This window comes from Verrucosispora sp. CNZ293 (genome assembly GCF_002754655.1).
In genome coordinates this window covers 6,164,375-6,186,667 of sequence record NZ_PEFR01000001.1, presented here as the reverse complement: position 1 = coordinate 6,186,667, position 22,293 = coordinate 6,164,375, and the positions used below count along the sequence as shown (strand labels likewise).

At 72.1% G+C, this 22,293-nt stretch carries 23 protein-coding genes; 6 read left to right on the top strand and 17 right to left on the bottom strand.

Annotation, left to right across the window (positions count from 1 at the left end):
* Nucleotides 1-34: 34 nt before the first annotated feature.
* The 3 genes from CLT74_RS28250 to hrcA form a co-directional block, all read right to left on the bottom strand.
* Nucleotides 35-769, bottom strand: a complete 735-nt coding sequence (locus tag CLT74_RS28250; protein ID WP_099850454.1) for a 16S rRNA (uracil(1498)-N(3))-methyltransferase — start codon at nucleotides 767-769, stop codon at nucleotides 35-37.
* A gap of 1 nt (nucleotide 770) precedes the next feature.
* On the bottom strand, nucleotides 771-1,916 hold the full coding sequence (dnaJ, locus tag CLT74_RS28245) for a molecular chaperone DnaJ (RefSeq protein WP_099850452.1): 1,146 nt from the start codon (nucleotides 1,914-1,916) through the stop codon (nucleotides 771-773).
* Between the two features lie 73 nt (nucleotides 1,917-1,989).
* On the bottom strand, nucleotides 1,990-3,012 hold the full coding sequence (hrcA, locus tag CLT74_RS28240) for a heat-inducible transcriptional repressor HrcA (protein ID WP_099853212.1): 1,023 nt from the start codon (nucleotides 3,010-3,012) through the stop codon (nucleotides 1,990-1,992).
* A gap of 503 nt (nucleotides 3,013-3,515) precedes the next feature.
* On the opposite strand from hrcA, the gene CLT74_RS31590 reads away from it, so the two are divergent.
* Entirely contained in the window at nucleotides 3,516-3,812 is a 297-nt protein-coding gene (locus CLT74_RS31590; protein ID WP_486582631.1) for a DUF4870 domain-containing protein, read from the top strand.
* A gap of 26 nt (nucleotides 3,813-3,838) precedes the next feature.
* On the opposite strand, the gene hemW is transcribed toward CLT74_RS31590, so the two are convergent.
* On the bottom strand, nucleotides 3,839-5,062 hold the full coding sequence (gene hemW, locus CLT74_RS28230; RefSeq protein ID WP_099850451.1) for a radical SAM family heme chaperone HemW: 1,224 nt from the start codon (nucleotides 5,060-5,062) through the stop codon (nucleotides 3,839-3,841).
* Between the two features lie 20 nt (nucleotides 5,063-5,082).
* Between hemW and CLT74_RS28225 the strand changes: the two genes are divergently transcribed.
* From CLT74_RS28225 to CLT74_RS28215, 3 genes are all read left to right on the top strand, one after another.
* The gene (locus CLT74_RS28225; protein ID WP_099850449.1) at nucleotides 5,083-5,871 is read left to right on the top strand and encodes an enoyl-CoA hydratase-related protein; all 789 of its coding nucleotides are present in this window, start codon (nucleotides 5,083-5,085) and stop codon (nucleotides 5,869-5,871) included.
* 121 nt (nucleotides 5,872-5,992) lie between these two features.
* Nucleotides 5,993-6,952 (top strand): hypothetical protein, encoded by a 960-nt coding sequence (locus CLT74_RS28220; protein ID WP_099853207.1) that lies wholly within the window; start codon nucleotides 5,993-5,995, stop codon nucleotides 6,950-6,952.
* 188 nt (nucleotides 6,953-7,140) lie between these two features.
* On the top strand, nucleotides 7,141-8,076 hold the full coding sequence (locus CLT74_RS28215; protein ID WP_099850447.1) for a phytanoyl-CoA dioxygenase family protein: 936 nt from the start codon (nucleotides 7,141-7,143) through the stop codon (nucleotides 8,074-8,076).
* Between the two features lie 104 nt (nucleotides 8,077-8,180).
* On the opposite strand, the gene CLT74_RS28210 is transcribed toward CLT74_RS28215, so the two are convergent.
* From CLT74_RS28210 to CLT74_RS28190, 5 genes are all read right to left on the bottom strand, one after another.
* The gene (locus tag CLT74_RS28210; protein ID WP_199172437.1) at nucleotides 8,181-8,810 is read right to left on the bottom strand and encodes an MOSC domain-containing protein; all 630 of its coding nucleotides are present in this window, start codon (nucleotides 8,808-8,810) and stop codon (nucleotides 8,181-8,183) included.
* A 155-nt stretch (nucleotides 8,811-8,965) separates the two neighbouring features.
* Complete coding sequence (locus CLT74_RS28205) at nucleotides 8,966-9,253, bottom strand: GlsB/YeaQ/YmgE family stress response membrane protein (protein ID WP_099850445.1); 288 nt, start codon at nucleotides 9,251-9,253, stop codon at nucleotides 8,966-8,968.
* Nucleotides 9,254-9,449: 196 nt separating this feature from the next.
* A complete protein-coding gene (locus tag CLT74_RS28200; RefSeq protein ID WP_099850443.1) occupies nucleotides 9,450-9,740 on the bottom strand; it encodes a GlsB/YeaQ/YmgE family stress response membrane protein in 291 nt (96 codons plus the stop codon).
* Nucleotides 9,741-9,899: 159 nt separating this feature from the next.
* A complete protein-coding gene (gene lepA / locus CLT74_RS28195; protein ID WP_099850441.1) occupies nucleotides 9,900-11,774 on the bottom strand; it encodes a translation elongation factor 4 in 1,875 nt (624 codons plus the stop codon).
* Between the two features lie 94 nt (nucleotides 11,775-11,868).
* Entirely contained in the window at nucleotides 11,869-12,402 is a 534-nt protein-coding gene (locus tag CLT74_RS28190) for a DUF4240 domain-containing protein (RefSeq protein ID WP_099850439.1), read from the bottom strand.
* Between the two features lie 79 nt (nucleotides 12,403-12,481).
* Here CLT74_RS28190 and CLT74_RS28185 point away from each other — a divergent pair, with 79 nt between their 5' ends.
* Both CLT74_RS28185 and rpsT read left to right on the top strand, forming a co-directional pair.
* Nucleotides 12,482-13,477, top strand: coding sequence for an aminoglycoside phosphotransferase family protein (locus CLT74_RS28185; protein WP_099853200.1), 996 nt, complete (start codon nucleotides 12,482-12,484; stop codon nucleotides 13,475-13,477).
* A gap of 218 nt (nucleotides 13,478-13,695) precedes the next feature.
* Nucleotides 13,696-13,962 (top strand): 30S ribosomal protein S20, encoded by a 267-nt coding sequence (rpsT, locus tag CLT74_RS28180; RefSeq protein WP_099850437.1) that lies wholly within the window; start codon nucleotides 13,696-13,698, stop codon nucleotides 13,960-13,962.
* Between the two features lie 170 nt (nucleotides 13,963-14,132).
* Here the strand turns inward: rpsT and CLT74_RS28175 are convergent, their stop codons facing one another.
* The 8 genes from CLT74_RS28175 to rsfS all read right to left on the bottom strand — a co-directional run bounded on the left by CLT74_RS28175 (nucleotide 14,133) and on the right by rsfS (nucleotide 22,280).
* Nucleotides 14,133-14,708, bottom strand: coding sequence for a hypothetical protein (locus CLT74_RS28175; RefSeq protein ID WP_486582628.1), 576 nt, complete (start codon nucleotides 14,706-14,708; stop codon nucleotides 14,133-14,135).
* Nucleotides 14,705-15,685 (bottom strand): DNA polymerase III subunit delta, encoded by a 981-nt coding sequence (gene holA / locus CLT74_RS28170; protein WP_099850435.1) that lies wholly within the window; start codon nucleotides 15,683-15,685, stop codon nucleotides 14,705-14,707. The genes CLT74_RS28175 and holA overlap by 4 nt, the downstream gene beginning before the upstream one ends.
* A 124-nt stretch (nucleotides 15,686-15,809) precedes the next feature.
* Nucleotides 15,810-18,233 carry a ComEC/Rec2 family competence protein gene (locus CLT74_RS28165; protein ID WP_486582627.1) on the bottom strand — a complete coding sequence of 808 codons (2,424 nt, stop codon included), beginning with the start codon at nucleotides 18,231-18,233 and terminating at the stop codon, nucleotides 15,810-15,812.
* Entirely contained in the window at nucleotides 18,230-19,318 is a 1,089-nt protein-coding gene (locus CLT74_RS28160; RefSeq protein ID WP_486582625.1) for a ComEA family DNA-binding protein, read from the bottom strand. The genes CLT74_RS28165 and CLT74_RS28160 overlap by 4 nt, the downstream gene beginning before the upstream one ends.
* A gap of 137 nt (nucleotides 19,319-19,455) precedes the next feature.
* Nucleotides 19,456-20,229, bottom strand: coding sequence for an SDR family oxidoreductase (locus CLT74_RS28155; protein WP_099850433.1), 774 nt, complete (start codon nucleotides 20,227-20,229; stop codon nucleotides 19,456-19,458).
* A 77-nt stretch (nucleotides 20,230-20,306) separates the two neighbouring features.
* Nucleotides 20,307-21,167 carry a DegV family protein gene (locus CLT74_RS28150; protein WP_099850431.1) on the bottom strand — a complete coding sequence of 287 codons (861 nt, stop codon included), beginning with the start codon at nucleotides 21,165-21,167 and terminating at the stop codon, nucleotides 20,307-20,309.
* A gap of 46 nt (nucleotides 21,168-21,213) precedes the next feature.
* Complete coding sequence (locus CLT74_RS28145; RefSeq protein ID WP_099850429.1) at nucleotides 21,214-21,879, bottom strand: histidine phosphatase family protein; 666 nt, start codon at nucleotides 21,877-21,879, stop codon at nucleotides 21,214-21,216.
* On the bottom strand, nucleotides 21,876-22,280 hold the full coding sequence (gene rsfS / locus CLT74_RS28140) for a ribosome silencing factor (RefSeq protein WP_099850427.1): 405 nt from the start codon (nucleotides 22,278-22,280) through the stop codon (nucleotides 21,876-21,878). The genes CLT74_RS28145 and rsfS overlap by 4 nt, the downstream gene beginning before the upstream one ends.
* Between the last annotated feature and the right edge of the window lie 13 nt (nucleotides 22,281-22,293).

Below are 22,293 nucleotides of genomic sequence, written 5' to 3'. Positions count from 1 at the left end.
AAGAAAGAGATCCCCGGCGGCGTCCGTGCGACGCTCACCACCGCAGCAGGCGGGTGGCGAGGACGGCCAGGGCGGCCACGCCCGCGGTGGAGGTACGCAGCACCGAGGTGCCGAGCCGGACCGGTCGGGCGCCGGCCTGGTGGAAGGCCGACAGCTCGTCCGGGGTGATGCCGCCCTCCGGCCCCACCACCAGCACGATCTCGCCGTGGTCGGGCAGTTCGACGGTGGTCAGCCGGTCGGTCGCCTCCTCGTGCAGCACGTACCCGGCCGCCGCACCGGCGATCCGGCGCGCCACCGAGGCGGTGGCTTCGTCAGGTGCCCCCGCCAGCACCGGCAGCCATGCCCGACGGGCCTGCTTCGCCGCCTCGCGGGTGGTGGCCAGCCATCTGCCGCGGGCGCGTACGCCCCGGTCGCCGCGCCACTGCACCACCGAGCGGCTCGCCGCCCAGGGGACGATCTCGTCCACCCCCGCCTCGGTCATCGCCTGCACGGCCAGTTCGCCCCGGTCCCCCTTGGCGATGCCCTGGACCACGACCAGTCGGGGGTTCGCCGCGTCGACGTACCCCCGGTCGGTGACGTCGAGGTCGAGGGTGCCCCGGCCGACGGCGGTGACCACGGCGGTGGCCGTGCCGCCCCGGCCGTCGGCGAGCAGCACCTGCTCGCCGACCCGCAGCCGTTGCACGGTGGCGGCGTGGTGGCCCTCCGGGCCGTCCAGCACCAGCGAGTCCGCGGTCGGCAGCGACTCGACCAGGAACAGTGGGGCGGACACGTCAGGCGTGGCCGTTGAAGGCGTCGCGCATCCGGGAGAAGAAGCCGCCCTGCTTGGTCAGCTCGGCCACCTCTTCGCCGCGGGTCTTGGCGAACTCGCGCAGCATCCGCTCCTGCTCGGCGTCGAGCTTGGTGGGGGTACGCACGTCCAGGTGGACGTAGAGGTCACCGCGCCCGGCGCCGCGCAGGTGCGGTACGCCCCGGGCCCGCAGCCGCAGGGTGCTGCCCGGCTGGGTGCCCGGCTTGACGTCGACAGGTTCCTCGCTGTCGAGCGCCTTGATGGTCAGCCGGGTGCCGAGCGCGGCGGCGGTCATCGGCACGGTGACCCGGCAGTGCAGGTCGTCGCCCTTGCGGGAGAAGACGTCGTGCGGTCGTTCGTGGATCTCCACGTAGAGGTCCCCGGCGGTGCCGCCACCCGGGCCGACCTCGCCCTGCTGGGCGAGACGGATCCGCATGCCGTCCTCCACCCCGGCGGGGATCTTGACGGTCAGCGACCGGCGGGTGCGTACCCGGCCGTCACCGGCGCAGGTCGGGCAGGGGTGCGGGATGGTGGTGCCGTAGCCCTGGCAGACCGTGCACGGTCGGGCGGAGACCACCTGGCCGAGGAAGGTGCGCTGCACCGACTGCACCTCGCCCCGGCCGCCGCAGGCCTCGCAGGTGGCCAGGTGGGTGCCGGCGGCGGTGCCGGCGCCGGAGCAGGTGGTGCAGAGCACGGCGGTGTCGACGGTGATCGGTGCCTCGACGCCGAAGGCGGTCTCCTGGAGGTCCAGCTCCAGGCGCAGGATCGCGTCGGCGCCGGGGCGGGTGCGCGGTCGCGGGCCTCGTCCGGCGCCGGTCGCGCCGCCGAAGAACGCGTCCATGATGTCCTGGAAGCCGACGAAGGGTCCGGCTCCGCCGGGGCCGCCCGGGCCGCCGGGTCCACCCCCGCCCGGTGCCAGCGGGTCTCCGCCGAGGTCGACGATCTGCCGTTTCCGATCGTCCGAGAGGACCTCGTACGCGGCGTTGATGTCCTTGAACTTCTCCTGTGCCTCCGGGTCCGGATTCACGTCCGGATGGAACTGGCGCGCCAGCTTGCGATAGGCGCGCTTGATCTCGTCATCGGAGGCACCCTTGCTCACGCCGAGAATGCCGTAGTAGTCCCTGGCCACTGCGTTCCGTGTCCTCGTGTTCGTCTCGAGTTACGCCGTTCGGCGGCGGCAGCCTGCCGGCGGCCCTGACTTGTCAGTTCTGGGCCAGCAGCTCGCCCACGTAGCGTGCCACGGCCCTCACCGTGGCGATGGTTCCGGGGTAGTCCATCCGGGTCGGTCCCAGCACGCCCATCCCCCCGACGATTGTCGCGCCCGGGCCGTACCCGGTGCTGACCACGGATGCCGCCCGCAGGTTGTCGTACTCGTTCTCGTCGCCGATGCGTACCCGCAGTGTGCTCGGCTCCACCTCACCGATGAGCTTGAGCAGCACGACCTCCTCCTCAAGCGCTTCGAGGATGGGGCGCAACGAGCCCTGGAAGTCGAGCAGGCCGCCCCGGGCGAGGTTTGCGGTGCCAGCCAGGGCGAGCCGTTCCTCGTGCCGTTCGACGAGCGTCTCCAGCAGCACCGTGGACAGGGTCGTCATGGCCGGGCGCAGGTGCGGCACGCAGTCGTCGATGAGGGCCTGCACCAGCGGCGGGGTCTCCGACAGGCGGACTCCGACGAGTTTCTCGTTGACCAGCCGGCGCAGGTCCAGGACGTCGTCGGCGAGGACCGGTGCGGGCAGCTCGACAAGCCGCTGCTCGACCCGGCCGGTGTCGGCGATCATCACGAGCGTCAGCCGGGTGGTGGAGATCGGCACCAGTTCCAGGTGACGCACCCGGGATCGGGCCAGGCTCGGGTACTGCACGACGGCGACCTGACGGGTCAGCTGCGCCAGCAGTCGCACCGTGCGGTGCACCACGTCGTCGAGGTCGACGGCGCCGGCCAGGAAGCGCTCGATCGCCCGGCGTTCGGCCGGGCTGAGCGGCTTGACCCGGCTCAGCCGGTCGACGAAGAGTCGATAGCCACGATCGGTGGGCACCCGCCCCGCGCTGGTGTGCGGTTGGCGGATGTAGCCCTCCTCCTCCAGCACGGCCATGTCGTTACGGACCGTCGCCGGCGAGACACCCAGTTGGTGTCGTTCGACGAGCGATTTGCTGCCGACCGGCTCCTGGGTGGCGACGTAGTCCTCGACGATCGCGCGGAGCACGGCGAGCTTGCGGTCGTCCAGACCCACCTTCCCCACCTCCTGTCGCAGGTCAGCTCTCAGCGCCGCGGCCACCAGAGGAACACTCTGGCACTCGACTGTAGCGAGTGCCAGTCTACGTCGGGGCCCGCGCGGACGCGATGATCAAGTCAGCACGGCTGTCATCAAACCGATCGTCGGGTTGACACTGGCCGGTGTCGCTCTGGTGCGCCGTTGCCGGTGGCACCTACCGTGACCTCCATGACTGAACCACCTCGTCCCCCGACTCCGGCGACGAACCCACGACACCACTGTCCGGCTCACCTGGCCAGGGCGGCTATCCACCGCCCGGCGGCTATCCACCCCCCACCGGCGACCAGCCGCCGCCGGCCGGCTATCCCCCACCCGGCGGCTATCCCCCACCCGGCGGTTACCCGCCGGGAGCGCCGGGTGTCGGCTACCCGACCGGCGGTTACGGCCCTCCGGGTGGTGGCTACGCCAACAACGAGGACAAGACCTGGGTCCTGATCGCCCACTTCGGCGGCCCGCTCGGCGTGGTCGTCGGTGGCGGCCTCTTCGGGTGGGTGGCGCCGCTGATCGCGATGATGACCCGCGGGCAGCAGTCCCCGATCGCCCGGGCGCACTCGGTGGCCGCGCTGAACTTCCAGCTCACCTGGGCCATCGTCGGCGTGCTGAGCTGGGTGCTCGCCACGATCACCTGCGGCATCCTGTTCTTCGCGCCGATCATCGCGGGGATCGTGCCGGTGATCTTCGGCATCATCGGCGGGGTCAAGGCCAACGACGGGGTGCTCTACCAGTATCCGATGAGCTACTCCTTCGTGAAGCGCTGACCGGCCGGGCCGCCTGGTGACGGGGATCAGGGCAGCAGGTCGCGGACCACGGCGTCGGCGAGCAGCCGGCCGCGCAGGGTGAGCACGGCACGGCCGGCGGCGTGGGCGGGCTCGGCGAGCAGACCCTGGGCAAGTGCCCGCGCCGCGCCCGCTCGCCCGGCGTCGGTGAGCACGTCCAGCGGCAGGCCGGAGGCCAGCCGCAACCGCAGCATGACCTCTTCCATGTGCGTCTCGTCGCCGGTGAGCACCTCCCGGGCCTGCCCGGGTGACTCGCCGGTGGCGAGGCGTTTGGCGTACGCGCCTGGATGTTTGACGTTCCACCAGCGCACGCCGCCGACGTGGCTGTGCGCCCCGGGCCCGAGGCCCCACCAGTTGCCGCCGGCCCAGTAGAGCAGGTTGTGCCGGCAGCGCGCGTCAGGTGTGCGGGCCCAGTTGGAGACCTCGTACCAGGAGAAACCGGCGGCGTCGAGGGCCGACTCGGCGGCCAGGTACCGGTCCGCGGCCACGTCCTCGTCCGGGTACGGCAGCTCACCACGGCGCATCCGGGCGGCCAGCCGGGTGCCGTCCTCGATGATCAGGGCGTACGCGCTGACGTGGTCCGCGCCGGCGGCGACCACCTGGTCCAGCGAGGCGGCGAAGTCCTCGGCCCGCTCCCCCGGCGTCCCGTAGATCAGGTCGAGGTTGACGTGGTCGAACCCGGCGTCCCGGGCCTCCAGCGCGGCGGCGGTGGCCCGGCCGGCGCTGTGCCGGCGGTCCAGCACGGCGAGCACCCCGGGCGCGGCCGATTGCATGCCCAGCGAGATCCGGGTGTACCCGGCCGCCCGCAACTCCTTCAGCGTGGTGGGTGTCACCGACTCCGGGTTGGCCTCGGTGGTCACCTCCGCGTCGGCGGCCAGCCCCCACGTCCGGTCGATGGCGTCGAGAATCCGGGCCAGGTCGTCGGTGGGCAGCAGGGTAGGGGTGCCGCCACCGACGAAGACCGTCTCCACCCGGGCGGGCGGAGCCTCGCCCAACACCCGGGCGGCGAGCGCCAGCTCCGCCAGCACGGCGTCGGCGTAGCCCTCCCGGGTCGCGCCACCGCCCAACTCGTCGGCGGTGTACGTGTTGAAGTCGCAGTAGCCGCAGCGGCTCGCGCAGAAGGGCACGTGCACGTACACCCCGAACCCCCGGGCGCCTACCGACGCGTGGGCGGACGCGGGCAGCGACCCGTCGGCGGGGACGGGCTCGCCTGCTGGAAGGACGCCGGGCATGGCCACTAGTGTGCCCTCCCATGACCTCTCCCGACGCGCTCGTGCGGGTCGCCACGGCCCACGGGGTGACCACGCTCACGCTGGACAGTCCGCACAACCGCAACGCGCTCTCCACGCCGCTGATGACCGAACTGCTGGCCGGGCTGGCCGCCGCGGTCGCCGACGACGCGGTCCGGGTGATCGTGCTCGACCACACCGGTCCGGTCTTCTGCTCCGGAGCCGACCTGAAGGAGACCGCTGCGGCGTACGCCAGCGGCACGGTGCCGGCAGGGATGCTGGGTGACGTGCTCGCGGCGGTCCGGGAGTGCCCGAAGCCGGTGCTGGCGAAGGTCGGTGGCCCGGCCCGGGCCGGCGGCCTGGGCCTGATCGCGGCGGCCGACCTGGCGGTCTGCGCGGCGGAGGCCACGTTCGCCTTCACCGAGGTGCGGATCGGGGTGATCCCCGCGGTGATCTCCGCGACGGTGCTGCCCCGCCTGTCGTCCCGGGCGGCGGCCGAGCTGTACCTGACCGGCGACACCTTCGACGGCCGGCGGGCCACCGAGATCGGCCTGGTCACCGCAGCGGTGCCGGCCGAGGAGCTGGCTGCCGTGGTGCGCCGGTACTGCGACTCGCTGGTGCGCGGCGCGCCGGCGGCGTTGGCCGGGGCGAAGCGGCTGCTGCGCCGACCGGCCGCCGTCGACCTGCGCGCCGAGCTGGCCGAGCTGGCGGAGTTGTCCACCGGGTACTTCCTGTCGGCGGACGGGATGGAGGGTGTCACCGCGTTCCGGGAGAAGCGACCACCGCGCTGGGTGGCCGAACTCGGCAGGTGAGGTGCGGCCGGGACGGGGAACCTCACGTCCACGCGTGGTCGCCGCGCGGGGGCCGGAACCGGTCGGACGACCCCGGACAGCTCGACGAGGGACGTACGCTTGGCGGACCTTGACACAGGAGGTGCGGGTGCGAACTCGGGCTGCCGCGACGGGCTTCGTGGTCCTCGTCCTGATCGCCACGATCGGGATGATCGTGGTGCTGAGGCAGGCCGGCGAGGGGCTACGGCTGCCGCTGACCGGCCGGGCCTGCACGGTGCAGGCCGACGGCGAGGTGACACTCGACTCGCAGCAGATGGCGAACGCGGCGACGATCGCGGCGATCGGCGTACAGCGCGAGATGCCCGAGCGGGCGGTGGTGGTGGCGCTGGCCACCGCGTACCAGGAGTCCGGGCTGCGCAACCTGACAGGTGGTGACCGCGACTCCGTGGGGCTGTTCCAGCAGCGGCCGAGTCAGGGTTGGGGTACGCCGACCCAGATCCGCGACCCCCGGTACGCGGCCGGGAAGTTCTACGCGGCGTTGAAGAAGGTGCGTGGCTGGGAGGACATGCGGGTCACCGACGCCGCGCAGAAGGTGCAGCGCTCGGCCTTCCCGGAGGCGTACGAGAAGTGGGCCGACGAGTCGCAGGTGCTCACCCGGGCGCTGCTCGGTCACGCCACCACGGCGGTCACCTGCGCGGTGGGCGGCGATCCGGTGATGCGCGGCGCCGCCGCCATCGCCGCGCTGGCCGAGGGGCTGACGCTCGACTGGGGTCTGACCGAGCGCTCCCCGGTCGAGGACTCCGGGTCGGGGCCGGACTACTTCGCCACCGAGGTGGACCGCGAGGTCGGCCTGGCGAGCCTGACGGTGGGCATCCGGGCCGCCGCGGCGCGCTCGACCGACGCCACGCAGACGATCCCGGACGGTGAGCGGGCCGGCTGGCGGTACGCGTACTGGCTGGTCTCCCACGCGAAGGAGCACGGGGTGAAGCGGGTGGCCTTCGACGGCCGGGAGTGGACCGCCAAGCGGGGCACCTGGAAGCGCATGCCGGACAGCGAACGAAGCAGCGGGCAGGTTCAGGCCGAGGTGCACGCGGACGTCTGAGCAGCCCTGATCTCTTTACCCGCAGTCACCGCAAAATCGGGCTATCCCCCACATAATCGCCCGTCCCGCCACGTTGCGTGACTTGCGGTAGTGGTGCAACCGCCATCAGTCGCCATCCCCGTGGAAAGGTCACGGGGTGCCCCCCGGGCCCTCGACACGCGCGTTACGATCGGCGGCCTGTGCCAGAAATGGTTTCACCTCTTGGGGAGGGGTACGACGTGGCGTTCGACTACGGCGACCGGACCGGCTATGAACCGATCAGTGACGTCGACCGCAAGGAGTTTCACGAGCAGGGCTTCCTCCTGCTGCGGAACGTCCTGACCGAGGATCACCGGGCCGCTCTGGAGGCCGCGGTCGACCGGGTGTACGAGGAGGAGAAGGCCAAGGGCACCACCACCAAGGACGGCACCCTGCACCTGCTGGGCTTCCTTGAGCGGGACGAGCTCTTCGGCGAGCTGCTCACCCACCCGATCGCGTTCCCCTACATGTGGGGCCTGGCGGGCTGGAACATCTACACCCACCACAACCACCTCGACGTCACGCCGCCCGCGGCGGAGCCCGAGAAGCCCTACTGGGGTTGGCACCAGGACGGATACCGGCAGAACTCCGACCCGGAGACGATGGACCCGAACCTGCCGCGGCCGATGTTCTCGCTGAAGGTCGCCTACGTGCTCTCCGACCTGTCGGAGAACGGCCGGGGCGCGACCAAGGTGATCCCGGGCAGCCACCTGTGGAACTCGCTGCCCCGCCCGACGGACCTGAGCGTGCACAACCCGGACCCGGAGGGCACCGTCGAGATCACCGCCAACCCGGGCGACGCCTTCATCTTCGACCGCCGCCAGTGGCACTCCCGGTCGACGAACCTGTCGAACATCACCCGCAAGATGCTGTTCGTCGGCTACACCTACCGGTGGATCCGTCCCCTCGACGAGCTGCACCCCGACAAGGACGGCGAGTGGTACCGCAACCGCACGCCGGTGCAGCGCCAGTTGCTCGGTGAGGGCACCCACACGGCCAACTACTGGGGCATCAACTGGGACGGCTACATCGACGACGAGATCCCGCTGCGCAAGGAGCTCAAGCAGCGCGGTCTGCTCAACCGCAACATCCCCTGGCTCCGCTGACCGGACCGTGACCAAAGGTCCCGCCCGCCACGACCGATCGTGGCAGGCGGGACCTTTTCGCATTCACCCGCCGGTTCGGCCAGCGCCGCCAGCGCGCCTGTGGATCAGCCGAGGCGGCGGCGCACCTTCTCGCGGACCGGCTCGGGCAGGTCGTCGGCGGCCAGGAGCCGGGGCAGCAGCGCCGGCTCCAGGCTGAGCGCCCGGAACACCTCACCAAGGGTCACCCCGTGCGCCGGCCGGTGCACGATCTCGATCGGGTCGCCGGCAGCCACCGCGCCGTCGCGCAGCACCCGCAGGTACGCGCCCGGCGTCGCCCGCTCGGTGAACCGCTTGATCAGATCCGGTACGCCCCAGAAACCGGCGAAGGTGGTGCACGGCGTACGCGGGGTGGTCACCTGGAGCAGCGCCGCGCCGACCGCCCACCGCTCGCCGATCACGGCACCTGTCACGTCGACCGCCTCGGTGGTGAGGTTCTCGCCGAAGCCGCCGGGGCGGATGGTGCGCCCGAGGTCCGCCTCCCACCAGGTCGCGTCCTCCACCGCGTACGCGTAGACCGCCTTGTCCGGACCACCGTGGTGGGCCCGTTCGCCGATGAAGTCGCCGGCCACGCCCTCGACCCGGAAGACGACCGGGGCGTCGGCCGGCCGTTTGTCGATGCCGCTGCGCCCGCTCGCGGCACCGGCCCACGGCGCTTCGGTCACCACGCCCACGTTCACCGAAGCCACCCTGCCCATCATGATCAGCATCCTACGGGAGCAGCCCGGTCACGCCTCGGCCCTCGCGTTCAGCCGGGCTGGTCAGGTCGGGCGCGACACCGGTCACGAGGCCGTGGGTACCCATACGAAAGGCGCCCGACCGTGAGGTCGGGCGCCTTTCGACGGCTCAGCGGTTACCGGTGGGTGACGCCCCGGCGGTTGCGGCCCACACCGACGACCAGCGCGACCGCGACGGCGGCCAGCAGCACCTGGAGCATCAGCTCCCGCCAGTCGATCCCGGCGGTCTCGGCGAAGCCGGAGGCCCGGGCGATCACGGTGCCGAGCAGCGCGGCACCGACACCGATGAGCATGTGCAGCCAGATCGGCATGTTCTGCCGGCCCGGCACCACCAGGCGGCCCAGTGCGCCGACGATCAGACCGACGATCAGCGCGGTGATGATGCCCCAGACGGTGAGCTCCATGGTCGCTCTCCTTCACAAAAGACGTTCCACGTTTGTGGTGTTCCTGTCGTGACCGCCTAGTGCCCGACCCGTGAAGATCCCAAACCGAATTTTCTGGCGGAGAAGCCGCGAGGATTCCGAAAGGTCGCGCCGGGGGAGCCCACACGCCGACGGGCGCCCGGCCTGATGGCCGGGCGCCCGTCGGAGGCGGATGCGGTTACCGGTGGGTGACACCGCGGCGGCGACTGCCCAGGCCGGCCACCAGGGCGACCGCGATCGCGGCCAGGGCGACCTGGACGGCCAGCTCGGCCCAGTCGATGCCGGCGGTCACCGTGGCGATGCCCATCGCACGGGCGAGCACGGTACCGAGCAGCGCCGCGCCGACGCCGATGATCATGTGCAGCCAGATCGGCATGTCCTGCCGTCCCGGGACCACGAGGCGGCCCAGCGCGCCGATGATCAGACCCACGAACAGCGCGGTGATGATGCCCCAGACGGTGAGCTCCATGGCGGCTCTCCTTACCCAGAAGATGTCATTCGGGGGTTCCTGTCGTGCCGATCAGATTCCCTCGACACCGAATCCCCAAACCGCCCAGAGCGCCGTCGACGGACGCCACAGGTCATGCCGCGCGTCAATGGCACATTGCGCCGCGACGAGACCTGTCGGTCACTTCTTTCCGGTCGCCTTGCCGTCGGAGTCGGAGGAGAGCGCGGCGATGAAGGCCTCCTGCGGGACCTCCACCCGGCCCACCATCTTCATCCGCTTCTTGCCTTCCTTCTGCTTCTCCAGCAGCTTGCGCTTACGGCTGATGTCACCGCCGTAGCACTTGGCGAGCACGTCCTTGCGGATGGCGCGGATCGTCTCCCGAGCGATCACCCGACTACCGATGGCCGCCTGAATGGGCACCTCGAACTGCTGGCGCGGGATGAGGTTGCGCAGCTTCGCGGCGATCGTGGTGCCGTAGGCGTACGCCTTGTCCTTGTGCACGATGGCGCTGAACGCGTCCACCGGCTCGCCGTGCAGCAGGATGTCGACCTTCACCAGGTCGGACGCCTGCTCGTCGGTGGGCTCGTAGTCCAGCGAGGCGTAGCCCTTGGTGCGGCTCTTGAGCTGATCGAAGAAGTCGAAGATGATCTCCGCCAGGGGCAGCGTGTAGCGCAGCTCCACCCGGTCGGCGGAGAGGTACTCCATGCCGAGCAGGTTGCCCCGGCGGCCCTGACAGAGCTCCATCACCGCACCGACATAGTCGTTGGGGGTCAGCACGCTGGCCCGCACCGTCGGCTCGTACACCTCGGCGATCTTGCCGGTCGGGTACTCGCTGGGGTTGGTGACCACCACCTCCTGGCCATCCTCCTGGATCGCCCGGTAGACCACGTTCGGCGCGGTCGAGATCAGGTCCAGGTTGAACTCCCGCTCCAGCCGCTCCCCGATGATCTCCAGGTGCAGCAGGCCGAGGAAGCCGCAGCGGAACCCGAAACCGAGCGCACCCGACGTCTCCGGCTCGTAGGTGAGCGCGGCGTCGTTGAGCTTGAGTTTGTCCAGCGCGTCCCGCAGTGCCGGGTAGTCCGACCCGTCGATCGGGTAGAGACCCGAGTAGACCATCGGCTTCGGGTCCTTGTAGCCACCGAGCGGCTCCGCGGCCGGCCGGTTGTTGATGGTGACGGTGTCACCGACCCGGGACTGGCGCACGTCCTTCACCCCGGTGATCAGGTAGCCGACCTCGCCGACGCCGAGCGCCTCGGCCTTCACCATCTCCGGCGAGATGACCCCGATCTCCAGCAGCTCGTGCACCGCCCCGGTGGACATCATCTTGATCCGGTCCCGGGCGCTGATCTGACCGTCGATCACCCGGACGTAGGTGACCACACCCCGGTAGACGTCGTACACCGAGTCGAAGATCATGGCGCGGGCCGGAGCGTCGGCGTCACCGACCGGCGGGGTGAACTGCCGGACGATCTCGTCGAGCAGGTACGGCACGCCCTCACCGGTCTTGCCGGAGACCCTGATGCAGTCCGCCGGGTCGCCGCCGATCAGGTGGGCAAGCTCCTCTGCGTACTTCTCGGGCTGGGCGGCCGGCAGGTCGATCTTGTTGAGCACCGGAATGATGTGCAGGTCGTTCTCGAGCGCGAGATAGAGGTTCGCCAACGTCTGCGCCTCGATGCCCTGGGCCGCGTCGACAAGCAGGATGGCACCTTCGCAGGCGGCCAGCGACCGGGACACCTCGTAGGTGAAGTCCACGTGGCCCGGGGTGTCGATCATGTTGAGCACGGCCTGTTCCCCGGCCCGCTCGCCCTCCCGGATCGTCCACGGCATGCGGACGGCCTGGCTCTTGATGGTGATGCCACGCTCGCGCTCGATGTCCATCCGGTCGAGGTACTGCGCGCGCATCAACCGCGGATCGACCACACCGGTGAGCTGCAACATCCGGTCAGCCAGGGTCGACTTTCCGTGGTCGATGTGAGCGATGATGCAGAAGTTCCTGATCCGCCCCGGGTCGGTGGCACCAGGAGCGTTCGCGCCGGGATCGAGCGTCGGTGGCACAGCGGTCCGTTCTGGTCGGCTGACGTGAGCGGGCCGGCACGTGCCGGCCCCCTCTATGCTCCCATGTCCCCGGCGGACATCGGCCGGGCGTCCGTCACTCCTGCGGCGGCTCGACGAAGAGAGCGGCGAGCCGGGGCAGTCGACGGCGCGCCTCGTCCTCGTCGTCGAAGTCCCAGAAGTCGTTCAGGTCTGGCTGTCGGATGGCCGCACGCTCTCCTGGCAGGTCGGTCGCGGTCGCCTTGCGGTACGCGTCCCACGGCACCGCGAGCATGTCCTCGCACTCGAACTCCTCGCCACTGAGCGCGGCGGACCGGATCTGCGGCAGTTCGGCGAGCGAGTCCGGATCGGCGACCGCCCGGGCGAAGACCTCCCGTCCCTGGGTCATCAGCCAGCCCCGGAAGTACTCGAATCCGTCGTCGGAGGCCCCACCGTTGATCAGGTACGCGGCACCCCACAGATCGACCCGGTAGGACGCGGCCAGGACCCGTTGCTGGTGGTGGGCGTACCCGATGATCTCCTCGGGGTCGCGGGCGGCGAGCAACGCGACAGCCCGGGCGGCGACGGCGTCCGGTTCGCCCCCGCCGGTCCGGGCGCGGTCGATCAACTGCCAGAAGTCGTCGGTCCTCATGGGCTGGCAGTCTGGCAGACGCCACCGTCGGTGCCCGGATCCGCGCCGGATGTCGCCGCCCGGCCGGCCGCCGGGCAGCATGGTCGGGGTGAGTGTTCCTGTCCCGCCGGCCGTGCCGTACCACGCGACCGCGCAGCGGCCCGAGTGGTCGTCGCTGCCGGCACGGCTGCGAGCCGAGGTGTCCACGCGGATGGGCGCCCCGGTGGTCGAGGCCCGCACCGCTGGCGCCGGCTTCACCCGCGGGTTCGCGGCGCTGCTGCGCACCGCCGACGGGCACAGCGCGTTCGTCAAGGCCGCGCCCCACGCCGAGCAACCGCACCTGGTCGACTGGTACGCCCGGGAGGCCGCGATCCTCACCCGGCTGCCGGCCGGGCTGCCCGCGCCCCGGCCGCGCTGGACGCTGTGGGAGGCGGGCTGGTACGTCCTCTGCCTCGACCCCGTCGACGGTCACACCCCCCGACTGCCCTGGGACCAGGCCGAACTGACCGCCACCCTGACCGCCTTCGCCGACATCGCCGAGGCGCTCGCCGAGCCGTCCGTGGAGCTGACCGCCCTCGGCCTGCCCCGCCTCGCCGACCTGGCCCGCGACGACATCCTCTGGTGGGGCGAGGTCGCCGCCGGCCGGGAACCGGCACCGCCGCTGCCCGCCGTGGTCCAGGGACGCCTGGCCGACCTGGTCGCGCTGGAGTCCCGCCTGCCCGGGTACGCCGCCGCCGCGACCGGGCTCACCCACGGCGACCTGCGGGTCGACAACGTTCTTATCGACACCGCCGGGTCGGTCTGGTTCTGCGACTGGCCGTGGCTGTGTCACGGGCCGGCCTGGTTCGACCTGGTCACCCTGCTCATCACCGGGTACGCCACCGGACTCGACGTCGATTCGCTCTTCGCCGCCCAGCCGGCCGCCGCCAGCGCACCCGACGACGCGCTCGACGTCACGCTGGCCGCCCTGGCCGGCTACCACCTCACCGCCGCGAACTCAGCGCCACCGACCGCCTCGACCAACCTGCCCGCCCACCACCGCTGGACCGGCGAACAGGCCATCCGCTGGCTCTCCCACCGGCGTGGCTGGCTCTGACCACACCCGCCGCCCGCACCCACACCGTTGATCATGAGGTCAGCGACAGTTTGAAGATCAACGAGTAGGGCTAACCTAATGATCAACCAGGGCGGGTTGCGGGAGGCTGTTTTGGCCCGTTCGAGCCGACCTGGTAACCTGGCTCTTCGCGCAGCGATGACGCATGCTCGTCGCGCGCACAAGCTGACCAACCCGAGCTATCAAGACGAGGCTGTCGCGTGGCGAACATCAAGTCCCAGATCAAGCGCAACCGGCAGAACGAGAAGCGCCGGCTGCGTAACAAGTCGGTCAAGTCGTCGCTGAAGACCGCCATCCGCAAGTTCCACGAGGCCGCTGAGGCCGGTGACGTCGAGAAGGCCACCGCTCTCATGCAGGACGCCTCGCGCAAGCTGGACAAGGCGGCCAGCAAGGGCGTCATCCACGGCAACCAGGCCGCGAACCGCAAGTCCGCGATCTCCAAGCGCGTCGCGTCGCTCGCCGCCTGAGCTGAGCGCCCAGACCTGACGGAAGCCTCGGGGCACCGCCCCGGGGCTTCCGCACGTCGTCCAGCCGCGGTTGCTCCGGTTTCGGCCGGTGGCAGCCGCTCCCTTGATCCCGTTCCCGGTCGGCGGCACTCCCGGTCCAGCCAGCGCCCCCGGTTCGGGCAGCGCGCTGATCAGGATCCGGGTTCGGTGGTCCCCGGGCGACGGCCCGGCTGACCCCGATCGGCCTCGCCCTCGAGACCCCGCGCTGCCGGCCGGTGCTGCTGGTCCGAGGGCCCCACCGGTCGATGCTGCTGATCCGCCGGCTCAGCCAGACGATGCTGCTGATCCGCCGGCTCGGCCGGTCGCTGCTGCTGGTGTGCTGGCTCGGAGCGAACCACGACGCCGGGCACGCTGTGCCGCAGCCAGTCGACCCGGGCCCGCCCGACCACCGGCTCCATCTGCCGGCGGAACCTGTCACGTTCCTGCTCGGGTACGGCCGCTGCGGAGCGCACCACCGCGGCGGCCACCAGATCGTTGAGCTTGACCATCACGGCCACCGCGGCGGGCAGCACCAGCACCGCCCACCAGGTCACCAGCTCGGCGAGCGCGAGCAGGGCCGCCAACGCGATCGCCCCCTCGAAGAAGATGAAACAGAGCACTCCGCCCGGGTTGACGAACCGCAGCCCGAGCACCCGCGCGTAGAACGGACGGTACTGCTCCTCGTCGGCCGGGATCGTGGCCCACGAGCCACGGAGCGCTCCGCTCACCTGGCGCCACCCTGCCGCGCCGCCGCCACCGAGAAGACCGCCTTCTCCAGCGCGTACGCCCGATCGTCGGAGCCGCCCTTGACCGCCGCGTTGCACTCTGCCGCCGCCCGCATCGCCAGTACCAGCCCGTCCGGGGTCCAACCACGGGCCTGTCGTTGGGCCCGTTCCACTTTCCACGGCGGCATGCCCAGACTGCTGGCGAGCTGGTACGGACTGCCTCGGCCGGCGGAGGCGACCCTGGCGACCGTACGGATGCCGTCGGCGAGGGCGTCGGCGATCGGCACCGGATCCACCCCCACGTGCAGCGCCCAGCGCAGCGCCTCCAACGCGCCCGGCAGGTCACCGACCATCGTGGCGTCGGCCACCGTGAACCCGCTCACCTCCACCCGACCCCGGTAGTAGCGGGCCACCGTGTCGGCGCCGATCCGGCCGTCGGTGTCGGCGATCAGCTGGGAACAGGCCGCGGCGAGTTCGCGCAGATCGTTGCCGACCGCGGCGATCAGCGCCTCGGCCGCGTCGTCGGTGCATCGCCCACCGGCCCGGCGAATCTCCTCGCGGACGAAGGCCACCCGCTCGCGGTGCCCCTTGAGTCTGGTGGCCGGCACGACCTGGGCACCTGCCGCCTTCAGCCCGTCGGCGAACGCCTTGCCCTTCGCCGCACCGAGGTGCGCCACCACGAGCTGCACCTCCGGATCAGGGTTCTTCGCGTACGCCAACAGGGCGGCGACCAGGTCCTTGCGGGCGTCCTGACCGGACCGGAGCACCAGCACCCGACGCCCACCGAACAGCGACGGGCTGAGCATCTCGTCGATCTCGCCGACGGTCAGCTGACCGGCCTGGTACTCGCGCACGTCGACGCCGGGGTCAGCGGCCCGGGCAGCGGCGACGGTTTCGGTCACCGCGCGCGTGGCGAGCAGCTCCTCGTCGCCGAGGACGAGCACAATAGGAGCGGCACTGGCGGCGGTCACGCCGCCCATATTCGCACGCTCGGCCGGCTGGTCCAGCCTGCTCGTCGGTACTCTGCCGGCGGACCCCGCACTCAGCGCAAATCCAGACATACGCCTTATCTTCCGCTTTTCACGGTAAATTGCCGTTGATTCATCACGGTGGACGGACCCGGTCGACACCGGCGCTCACCACCCCGAGCCCTCGGGACGACCGCACGACCGCCAGGTCACCACCGGTGTCGGTACGCAGCACCCGCGCCCCACCCCGGGCCAGCCGGGTCAGCACCGCCGGGTTGGGATGCCCGTAGGTGTTCCCCGCCCCGACCGGCACCAACGCCACCGCCGGCCGTACCGCGTCCAGAAAGGCCGGATCCTGGTACGCGGAGCCGTGGTGGGCGACCTTCAGCACGTCGGCCCGCAACCCGTCCGGCGGCAGCCGTTCCCGCACCGCCTGCTGCTCCTCCACCTCGGCGTCGCCGGTCAGCAGGATCCGCACCCGGTCGACAGTGGCGAGCAGCACCAGAGAGTTGTTGTTCGGATCCGAGCGGGTGCCTCGCATCGGGTACGGCGGGCCGAGCACTGTCACCTCAACCGCCCCGGCCCGGTACCGCCACCCCGCCGGGGCGGCCACCACAGGTGTGTCGTGTGCCGCGGCGGTGCTGCGCACCAGGTCCCGGCCGGCCGCCGGCTCCGGCCACTGGGGAACCAGTACCGTGTCCACCCGCCGTCCCCGGAAGATCCCGGCCACCCCGCCTGTGTGATCCACGTGGAAGTGGCTGACCACAAGCAGCGACACCCGCCGTACGCCGAGCCGGCGCAGGCAGGCGTCCGCCGCCGCCGGATCCGGGCCGGCGTCGACCACCACCGCCCGGCCGGCCACCACCGGCAGCAGCACCGTGTCGCCCTGACCCACCGCGCAGGCCGTGACGACCCACCCCTGCGGCGGCCATCCCGGCGCGACCATCCGTACCGGCAGGGTGCCCAGCATCACCGCGACCGCGCAGACCGCCACCAGGCGACGTACCACGGGGCGGCGGGCCGCGATCAGCAGCGCCACGGTCAGCGCCGCCAGCAGCAGCGCCCCGGAGATCCCGCCGGGCCACGGCAGGTTGCCCGCCGGCAGCCGGGCACCGTACCTGGCGACAAGCACCAGCCACCACGCCGGCCAGTGCGCCAACCAGGCGACGGTCTCGGCACCGGCCGGCCAGACCGGCGAGACGACAGCCGCTGCCACGCCCAGCACCGTCGCCGGGGCGATCGCCGGCACCGCGAGCAGGTTCGCCGGCACCGCCACCAGGCTGACCGTGCCGGTCAGACCGGCGATCACAGGTGCACAGGCGAGCTGTGCGGCGGCCGGCACCGCCAGCGCCTCGGCCGCCCCCGGCGGTACGCCCCGCCGCCGCAGCCCGTCCCGCCAACCCGGAGCGAGCAGCAGCAGACCACCTGTGGCCAGTACGGACAGCGCGAAGCCGGCGTCACCGGCAAGTTCCGGATCGACAAGCACCAGCACCGCCACGGCGGCGGCAAGTGCGGGCACCGCCGCCCGGGGTCGGCCGGCGGCCAGCGCGGCGAGCCCGATCGCGCCCATGGTGGCCGCGCGGACCACGCTCGGCGACGGCCGGACCAGGATGACGAAGCCCACCAGGGCCAGCCCGCAGAGGCCTACGGCCAGCACCGGACCGGCTCGGGCCCAGCGGGCCAGCAAAAGCACCGCCCCCACCACAATTGCCACGTTCGATCCGGAAACAGCGTTCAGGTGGGTCATTCCGGTGGCACGGAAGTCCTCCTCCACCGTGTCGGGCAACTGGCTGGTGTCGCCGACGACCAGGCCGGGCAGCAGGCCACCCGGGTCGTCCGGCAGCGGCGCACACGCTCGCTGGAGACCGGCACGGAGCCGGCCGGCCGCGCGCTGCACCGCCGACGGGGCACCGAGCCGATCCGGTGCGCCGACGGCCATCAGGACCGCCCCGGTGAGGTCGCCGCCGCGCGGTGCGGCAAGGCGCCCCTGCGCGGTGAGGCGCTGCCCGGGCAGCAGCCCTCGCCACGCCGGGTCGTCGGCGAGCACCAGGACCCGCGCCGGCGTGGTGACCCGCTGGCCCTGCGGCCCGGTCAGAGTGACAAACCTGGCCGGCACCAGCAACGTCGGTGGACGGCCCACGATGCCGCCGCGTACCGGCCTGGGGTCGTCCCGGACGACCAGTTCGGTGCTGACCCGGGCCTGTTCGTCCACCAGGACACGCAACGGGCCGGCGTCCCGTACGGTCAGCCGCGCCGAGGTGGCCGCCCCGCCGCAGATCACGCCGAGCAGGATCGCCACCGCGATCCAGCCGTGACGGCGCAGGGTCGGATGTGGTCTGCCGACCACCCCGAGCAGGTGCAGCGTCACCGCCCCGGCGAGTCCGGCAGCGGCGACGGTCACCAGCAGTGTCCGCCGGGAGTCGAGGTGCAGCCCGGCCAGCGCGGTCAGCCAGGCCGCCACGGCAAGCCCCGCCATTCGGAGGTCCGGGGTGGTCGAGCCGGCCGTGAAACCGGCGGCGGTTCCGGCCGACCGGGTGACCGGGGTGGGCGTCGCCTTCACACCGTCACCAGGTCCTTGAGCTGCTCGTACCGTGCGTCGCCGATCCCGTTCACCTGACGCAGGTCGCCGACGGACCGAAAGCCGCCGTGCGTGTCGCGATGCTCGATGATGCGCTGGGCGAGCACCGGGCCCACCCCGGGCAGCGTCTCAAGCTGTGCCGATGTGGCGGTGTTCAGGTTGACCCGCCCGCCGGTGCCGGGTTCGCCGCCCGGACCTGAGCCGGGCAGGGTGCCCGACGGCGGGACGCCCGGGCCCACGGTGGGCGCCGGTACGCCGACCAGGATCAACTCGCCGTCGCTGACCCGACGGGCCAGGTTCAGCATCGCCACGTCCACCCCCGGCAACGCACCCCCGGCGGCGTCGACGGCGTCGGCCACCCGAGCGCCGGCCGGCAGTCGCACCAGTCCGGGCCGCCGGACCTTGCCGGCGACGGCAACCACCAGCTCGCCGGTGGGCACCGCCGCCGGCACCGCGGGTTCGTCGCCGGCCACGACGGCCGGCTCCGTCGTGCCGGCGGTGCCGGTCTCGGCGACGACCGGCTCCACCTGAGGTCGGGATCGCCAGGCCCAGAATCCTGCGGCCACCACCACGAGAACGGCGACGACCGCGAGGGCCCGCACTCCCCGCCGCCCCGGATCGAAGGCACCAGGCCCGGGCAACGGAAGCCTCGGCGACGCCTCGTCGACCGTCCGATCCCGCGCCACGTCGACAGGCTCCTCGTCGCCGGCACCGGCCGGACCACCGACGGCACGAGGATCGGCGGCCCGAACCGGACCGGCGGCCCCAACCGGACCGGCGGCACGAACGGGTCCAGCGGCCCCTGCCGGACCGGCGACACCGGCCCGGTCGGCAGCCTGGACCGGCAGCAGCGCTGTCGGCCAGTCCGCCACCGACGGCGGCAACCCGCCGGACGCTCCGGCGACCGGTGGCAGCCCGACCGACGAGGGCAGGCCAGCGGAGGCAGGCGTCCCGTGCTCACCCGCCATCGGCGGCCCGGCAGCATCCTCCGAGAGGTCCAGCGCACCGGGCATCAGTCGCCACAGCCGCTGACGGACCACCGTCTCCTCGTCCTCGTCCTTCGACACGGCGCGAGGCTAGAGCGGCGCGGCCCCGGCGGGCGCGACGAGCAGGCAGGACTGTGGACAGGGCAGGACTCTGTGGACAACGCCCTGATCATGCACCGGATCTGCTATGGCCTCGGCACGGCCGAGCCGGCACCGGTTCAGTCCGGGCGGGACTCCGGATCCAGACCGAGCACGGAGCGCCCGCCGTCGACCGGCAGGGTCACCCCGTTGACGAAACCGGCGGCCCGCGAGAGCAGGTACGCGACCGCCTCCGCCACGTCCTGCGGTTGCCCGATCCGGCCCACCGGGTGCAGCCGGGTCAGTTCCGCCTCGATCCGCCGCGCCTCATCCGGTTCCGTCTCGGCCAGCAACGCCTCGTGGCGCTCGGTGGCCACCGAACCGAGGGCGACCGTGTTGGCCCGGATGCCGTACCTGCCGTACTCGACGGCCAGCGCCCGGGTCAGCCCCTCCACCGCCGCCTTGGCCGTGGCGTACGGCAGGCAGCCCGGCACCGGCCGGCTCGCCTGATGCGACGAGACGTTCACCACCGCGCCAGCGGTGCCGGCGGCGAGGAAGCGGCGGACCGCGATGGCCGCGCCGACCACGACGGGGCGCAGGTTGCGGGTGATCAGGTCGACGACCTCGCCGACCGGCGCGTCGTGTACCGATGCGTCGCGGAAGACGGCGGCGTTGTTCACCCAGCCGGTGAGTGGCTGGGCGCGCTCGGCCAGGTCGGCGGCGCGGCCGGCGACGCCCTCGTCACCGGCGTCACCGACCACCGCCGCGAGCTGGTCGGCCCGGTCGTGCCCATCCAGCCAGGACAGCGCGTCCCGATCGCGTTCGATCACCACCACCGTCCGGCCGTCGGCGAGCAACCTCTCCACGATGCCCCGGCCGACGCCACGGCCACCGCCGGTCACCACACAGGACACTCGTCCCACCTCCCCAGCTTGGGATCCGCGACCAATCCTCGCCCACCCCCGCCATTACCCCCGGGCGGCTGCGCGGATCAGGCGGCGGCGTCCGGCCGTCGGTGAATCACCACACAGGCGAGGCCGGGTCCCACGTGCACGGCGACGGCGGCACCGGCCTCGGAGACGTACACGTCGCGCAGCCGGTCGCCGAGCCGGTCGGTAAGCGTGCTGACGAGTTCCCCGGCCCGCTGCGCTGCGTCAAGATGGTGTACGGCCAGGTCCACAGGTCCGTCGCCGGCTGCCTCGACGGTGAGGTCGACCAGTCGTGCCATGCCCCGACTGGCGGTACGGACCTTGTCCCGCAGCACGATGTGCCCCTCGGGCATGTGCAGGATCGGCTTGACCGACAGCGCGGTACCGAGCAACGCCTCCGCCGCGTTGATCCGCCCGCCCCGACGGAGGAACTCCAGCGTGTCCACGTAGAAGTGGATGCTGGTACGGCCGACGGCGGCCACTGCCGCAGCGCGTACCCCGGCCAGGTCGGCGCCGCGCGCGGCGGCCCGGGCCGCCGCGATCGCCGGGAAACCGAGACCCATCCCGCAGGAGCGGCTGTCGACCACGCTGACCCGGTCGCCCAGTTCGGCGGCGGCCAGTTCGGCGGCCTCCACCGTGCCGGAGAGCCCGGCCGACAGGTGCACCGAGACGACGCCCTCCGCCCCGGCCGCCAGCAGCTCCCGGTACGTTCGGCCGAACTGTTCCGGCGACGGACGGGAGGTGCTCACCGAGACCCGCCGCGCCCGCAACGCCCGGGTGGCGTCCGCCGGGAAGGTCTCGACGCCCTCCAGCCCTTCCACCCCGGCCAGCACCACGGTCAGCGGTACCACGGTCAGCGGGTGCTCCCGCAGCAGCTCGGGTGGCAGGTAGGCAGTGGAGTCGGTGACGACCGCGACTGGCATGCGGGCACCGTAGCGGATCAAGCTGGATGACCGCCCGACCGTGTCCTCAGACCGCCTCGGCGGAGACCGGGGTGACGGCCGCGACGGTGCCGGTCGGGGTGGCGGGGAGCTCCATCGGACCGACGTTGTGGGCCCGCAGGTGCCAGCCACGCTCGACGTCGTGGCGCAGCTCCGTCCAGTGGCAGTTGCGCAGGGAGCCGACGGTACGCAGCACGTGGTGCTCCCAGCCGAGCAGGTGACCGCAGCCCTGACGGGCCGCGGCACCGTGGGTGGCCACCACGACAGTGCCGCCCGGCACCTCATCGGCGGCCTCCTGCAGGGCGCTGCCGATGCGCTTGGCCAACTCGTCAAGCGGTTCGATGTCCGCTCCCGGGTCGGGATCGCCGGCCCGCCAGCGGGCGTACTCCTCGGGGAACCCTTCGGCCACCTCGGTGAGGAACATCCCCTGCCAGTTGCCGAAGTACCGCTCCCGGAGCCGGGCGTCGGAGCGTACCGGCAGGCCGGTCAGCGCGGACAGTGCGTCGGCGGTCTCCGCGGCGCGGCTCAGGTCGCTGGCGAACAGGGCGTCCGGGCGCAGCGCGGCCAGCAGCGGCGCGGCGGCGCGGGCCTGCTCCCGGCCGAGGTCGTTGAGCGGTACGTCGGTCTGCCCCTGCACCCGGCTGGCGGCGTTCCAGTCGGTGTTACCGTGCCGCCAGATGATCAGCCTGGTCACTCGCCCGATCCGGCGGAGGCCTCGGCGGGGGCGAGATCCCGGTCGACGAACGGGATCGTCGGGCAGTCCTTCCAGAGTCGGTCCAGGGCGTAGAACTCGCGCTCCTCGGTGTGCTGCACGTGCACCACGAGGTCGACGTAGTCGAGCAGCACCCAGCGGCCGCCGCGCTCGCCCTCACGCCGCACCGGCTTCGCCTTCTCCGGCAGGTCGAGCAACGCCTCTTCGATGGCGTCGACGACGGCCAGCACCTGACGCTCGTTCGGGGCCGCGGCGAGCAGGAACGCGTCGGTGATGGCGAGCTGGTCACCCACGTCGATGATGACGATGTCCTGAGCCTTCTTGTCGGCCGCGGCCTGGGCGGCGACGATCGCCAGCTCGTGAGCGCGTTCGGAAACTGTCACCGTTCTCCTTCGA

Coding starts and splice junctions, on each gene's coding strand:
- CLT74_RS28205 (WP_099850445.1), bottom strand. CDS start 9,253: ATGGAGCTCACCGTCTGGGGCATCATCACCGCGCTGATCGTCGGTCTG.
- CLT74_RS28215 (WP_099850447.1), top strand. CDS start 7,141: ATGGTTTCACCTCTTGGGGAGGGGTACGACGTGGCGTTCGACTACGGC.
- CLT74_RS28190 (WP_099850439.1), bottom strand. CDS start 12,402: ATGAGGACCGACGACTTCTGGCAGTTGATCGACCGCGCCCGGACCGGC.
- holA (WP_099850435.1), bottom strand. CDS start 15,685: ATGGGCGGCGTGACCGCCGCCAGTGCCGCTCCTATTGTGCTCGTCCTC.
- CLT74_RS28150 (WP_099850431.1), bottom strand. CDS start 21,167: ATGCCAGTCGCGGTCGTCACCGACTCCACTGCCTACCTGCCACCCGAG.
- CLT74_RS28200 (WP_099850443.1), bottom strand. CDS start 9,740: ATGGAGCTCACCGTCTGGGGCATCATCACCGCGCTGTTCGTGGGTCTG.
- CLT74_RS28185 (WP_099853200.1), top strand. CDS start 12,482: ATGGTCGGGGTGAGTGTTCCTGTCCCGCCGGCCGTGCCGTACCACGCG.
- hemW (WP_099850451.1), bottom strand. CDS start 5,062: ATGCCCGGCGTCCTTCCAGCAGGCGAGCCCGTCCCCGCCGACGGGTCG.
- CLT74_RS28210 (WP_199172437.1), bottom strand. CDS start 8,810: ATGGGCAGGGTGGCTTCGGTGAACGTGGGCGTGGTGACCGAAGCGCCG.
- CLT74_RS28225 (WP_099850449.1), top strand. CDS start 5,083: ATGACCTCTCCCGACGCGCTCGTGCGGGTCGCCACGGCCCACGGGGTG.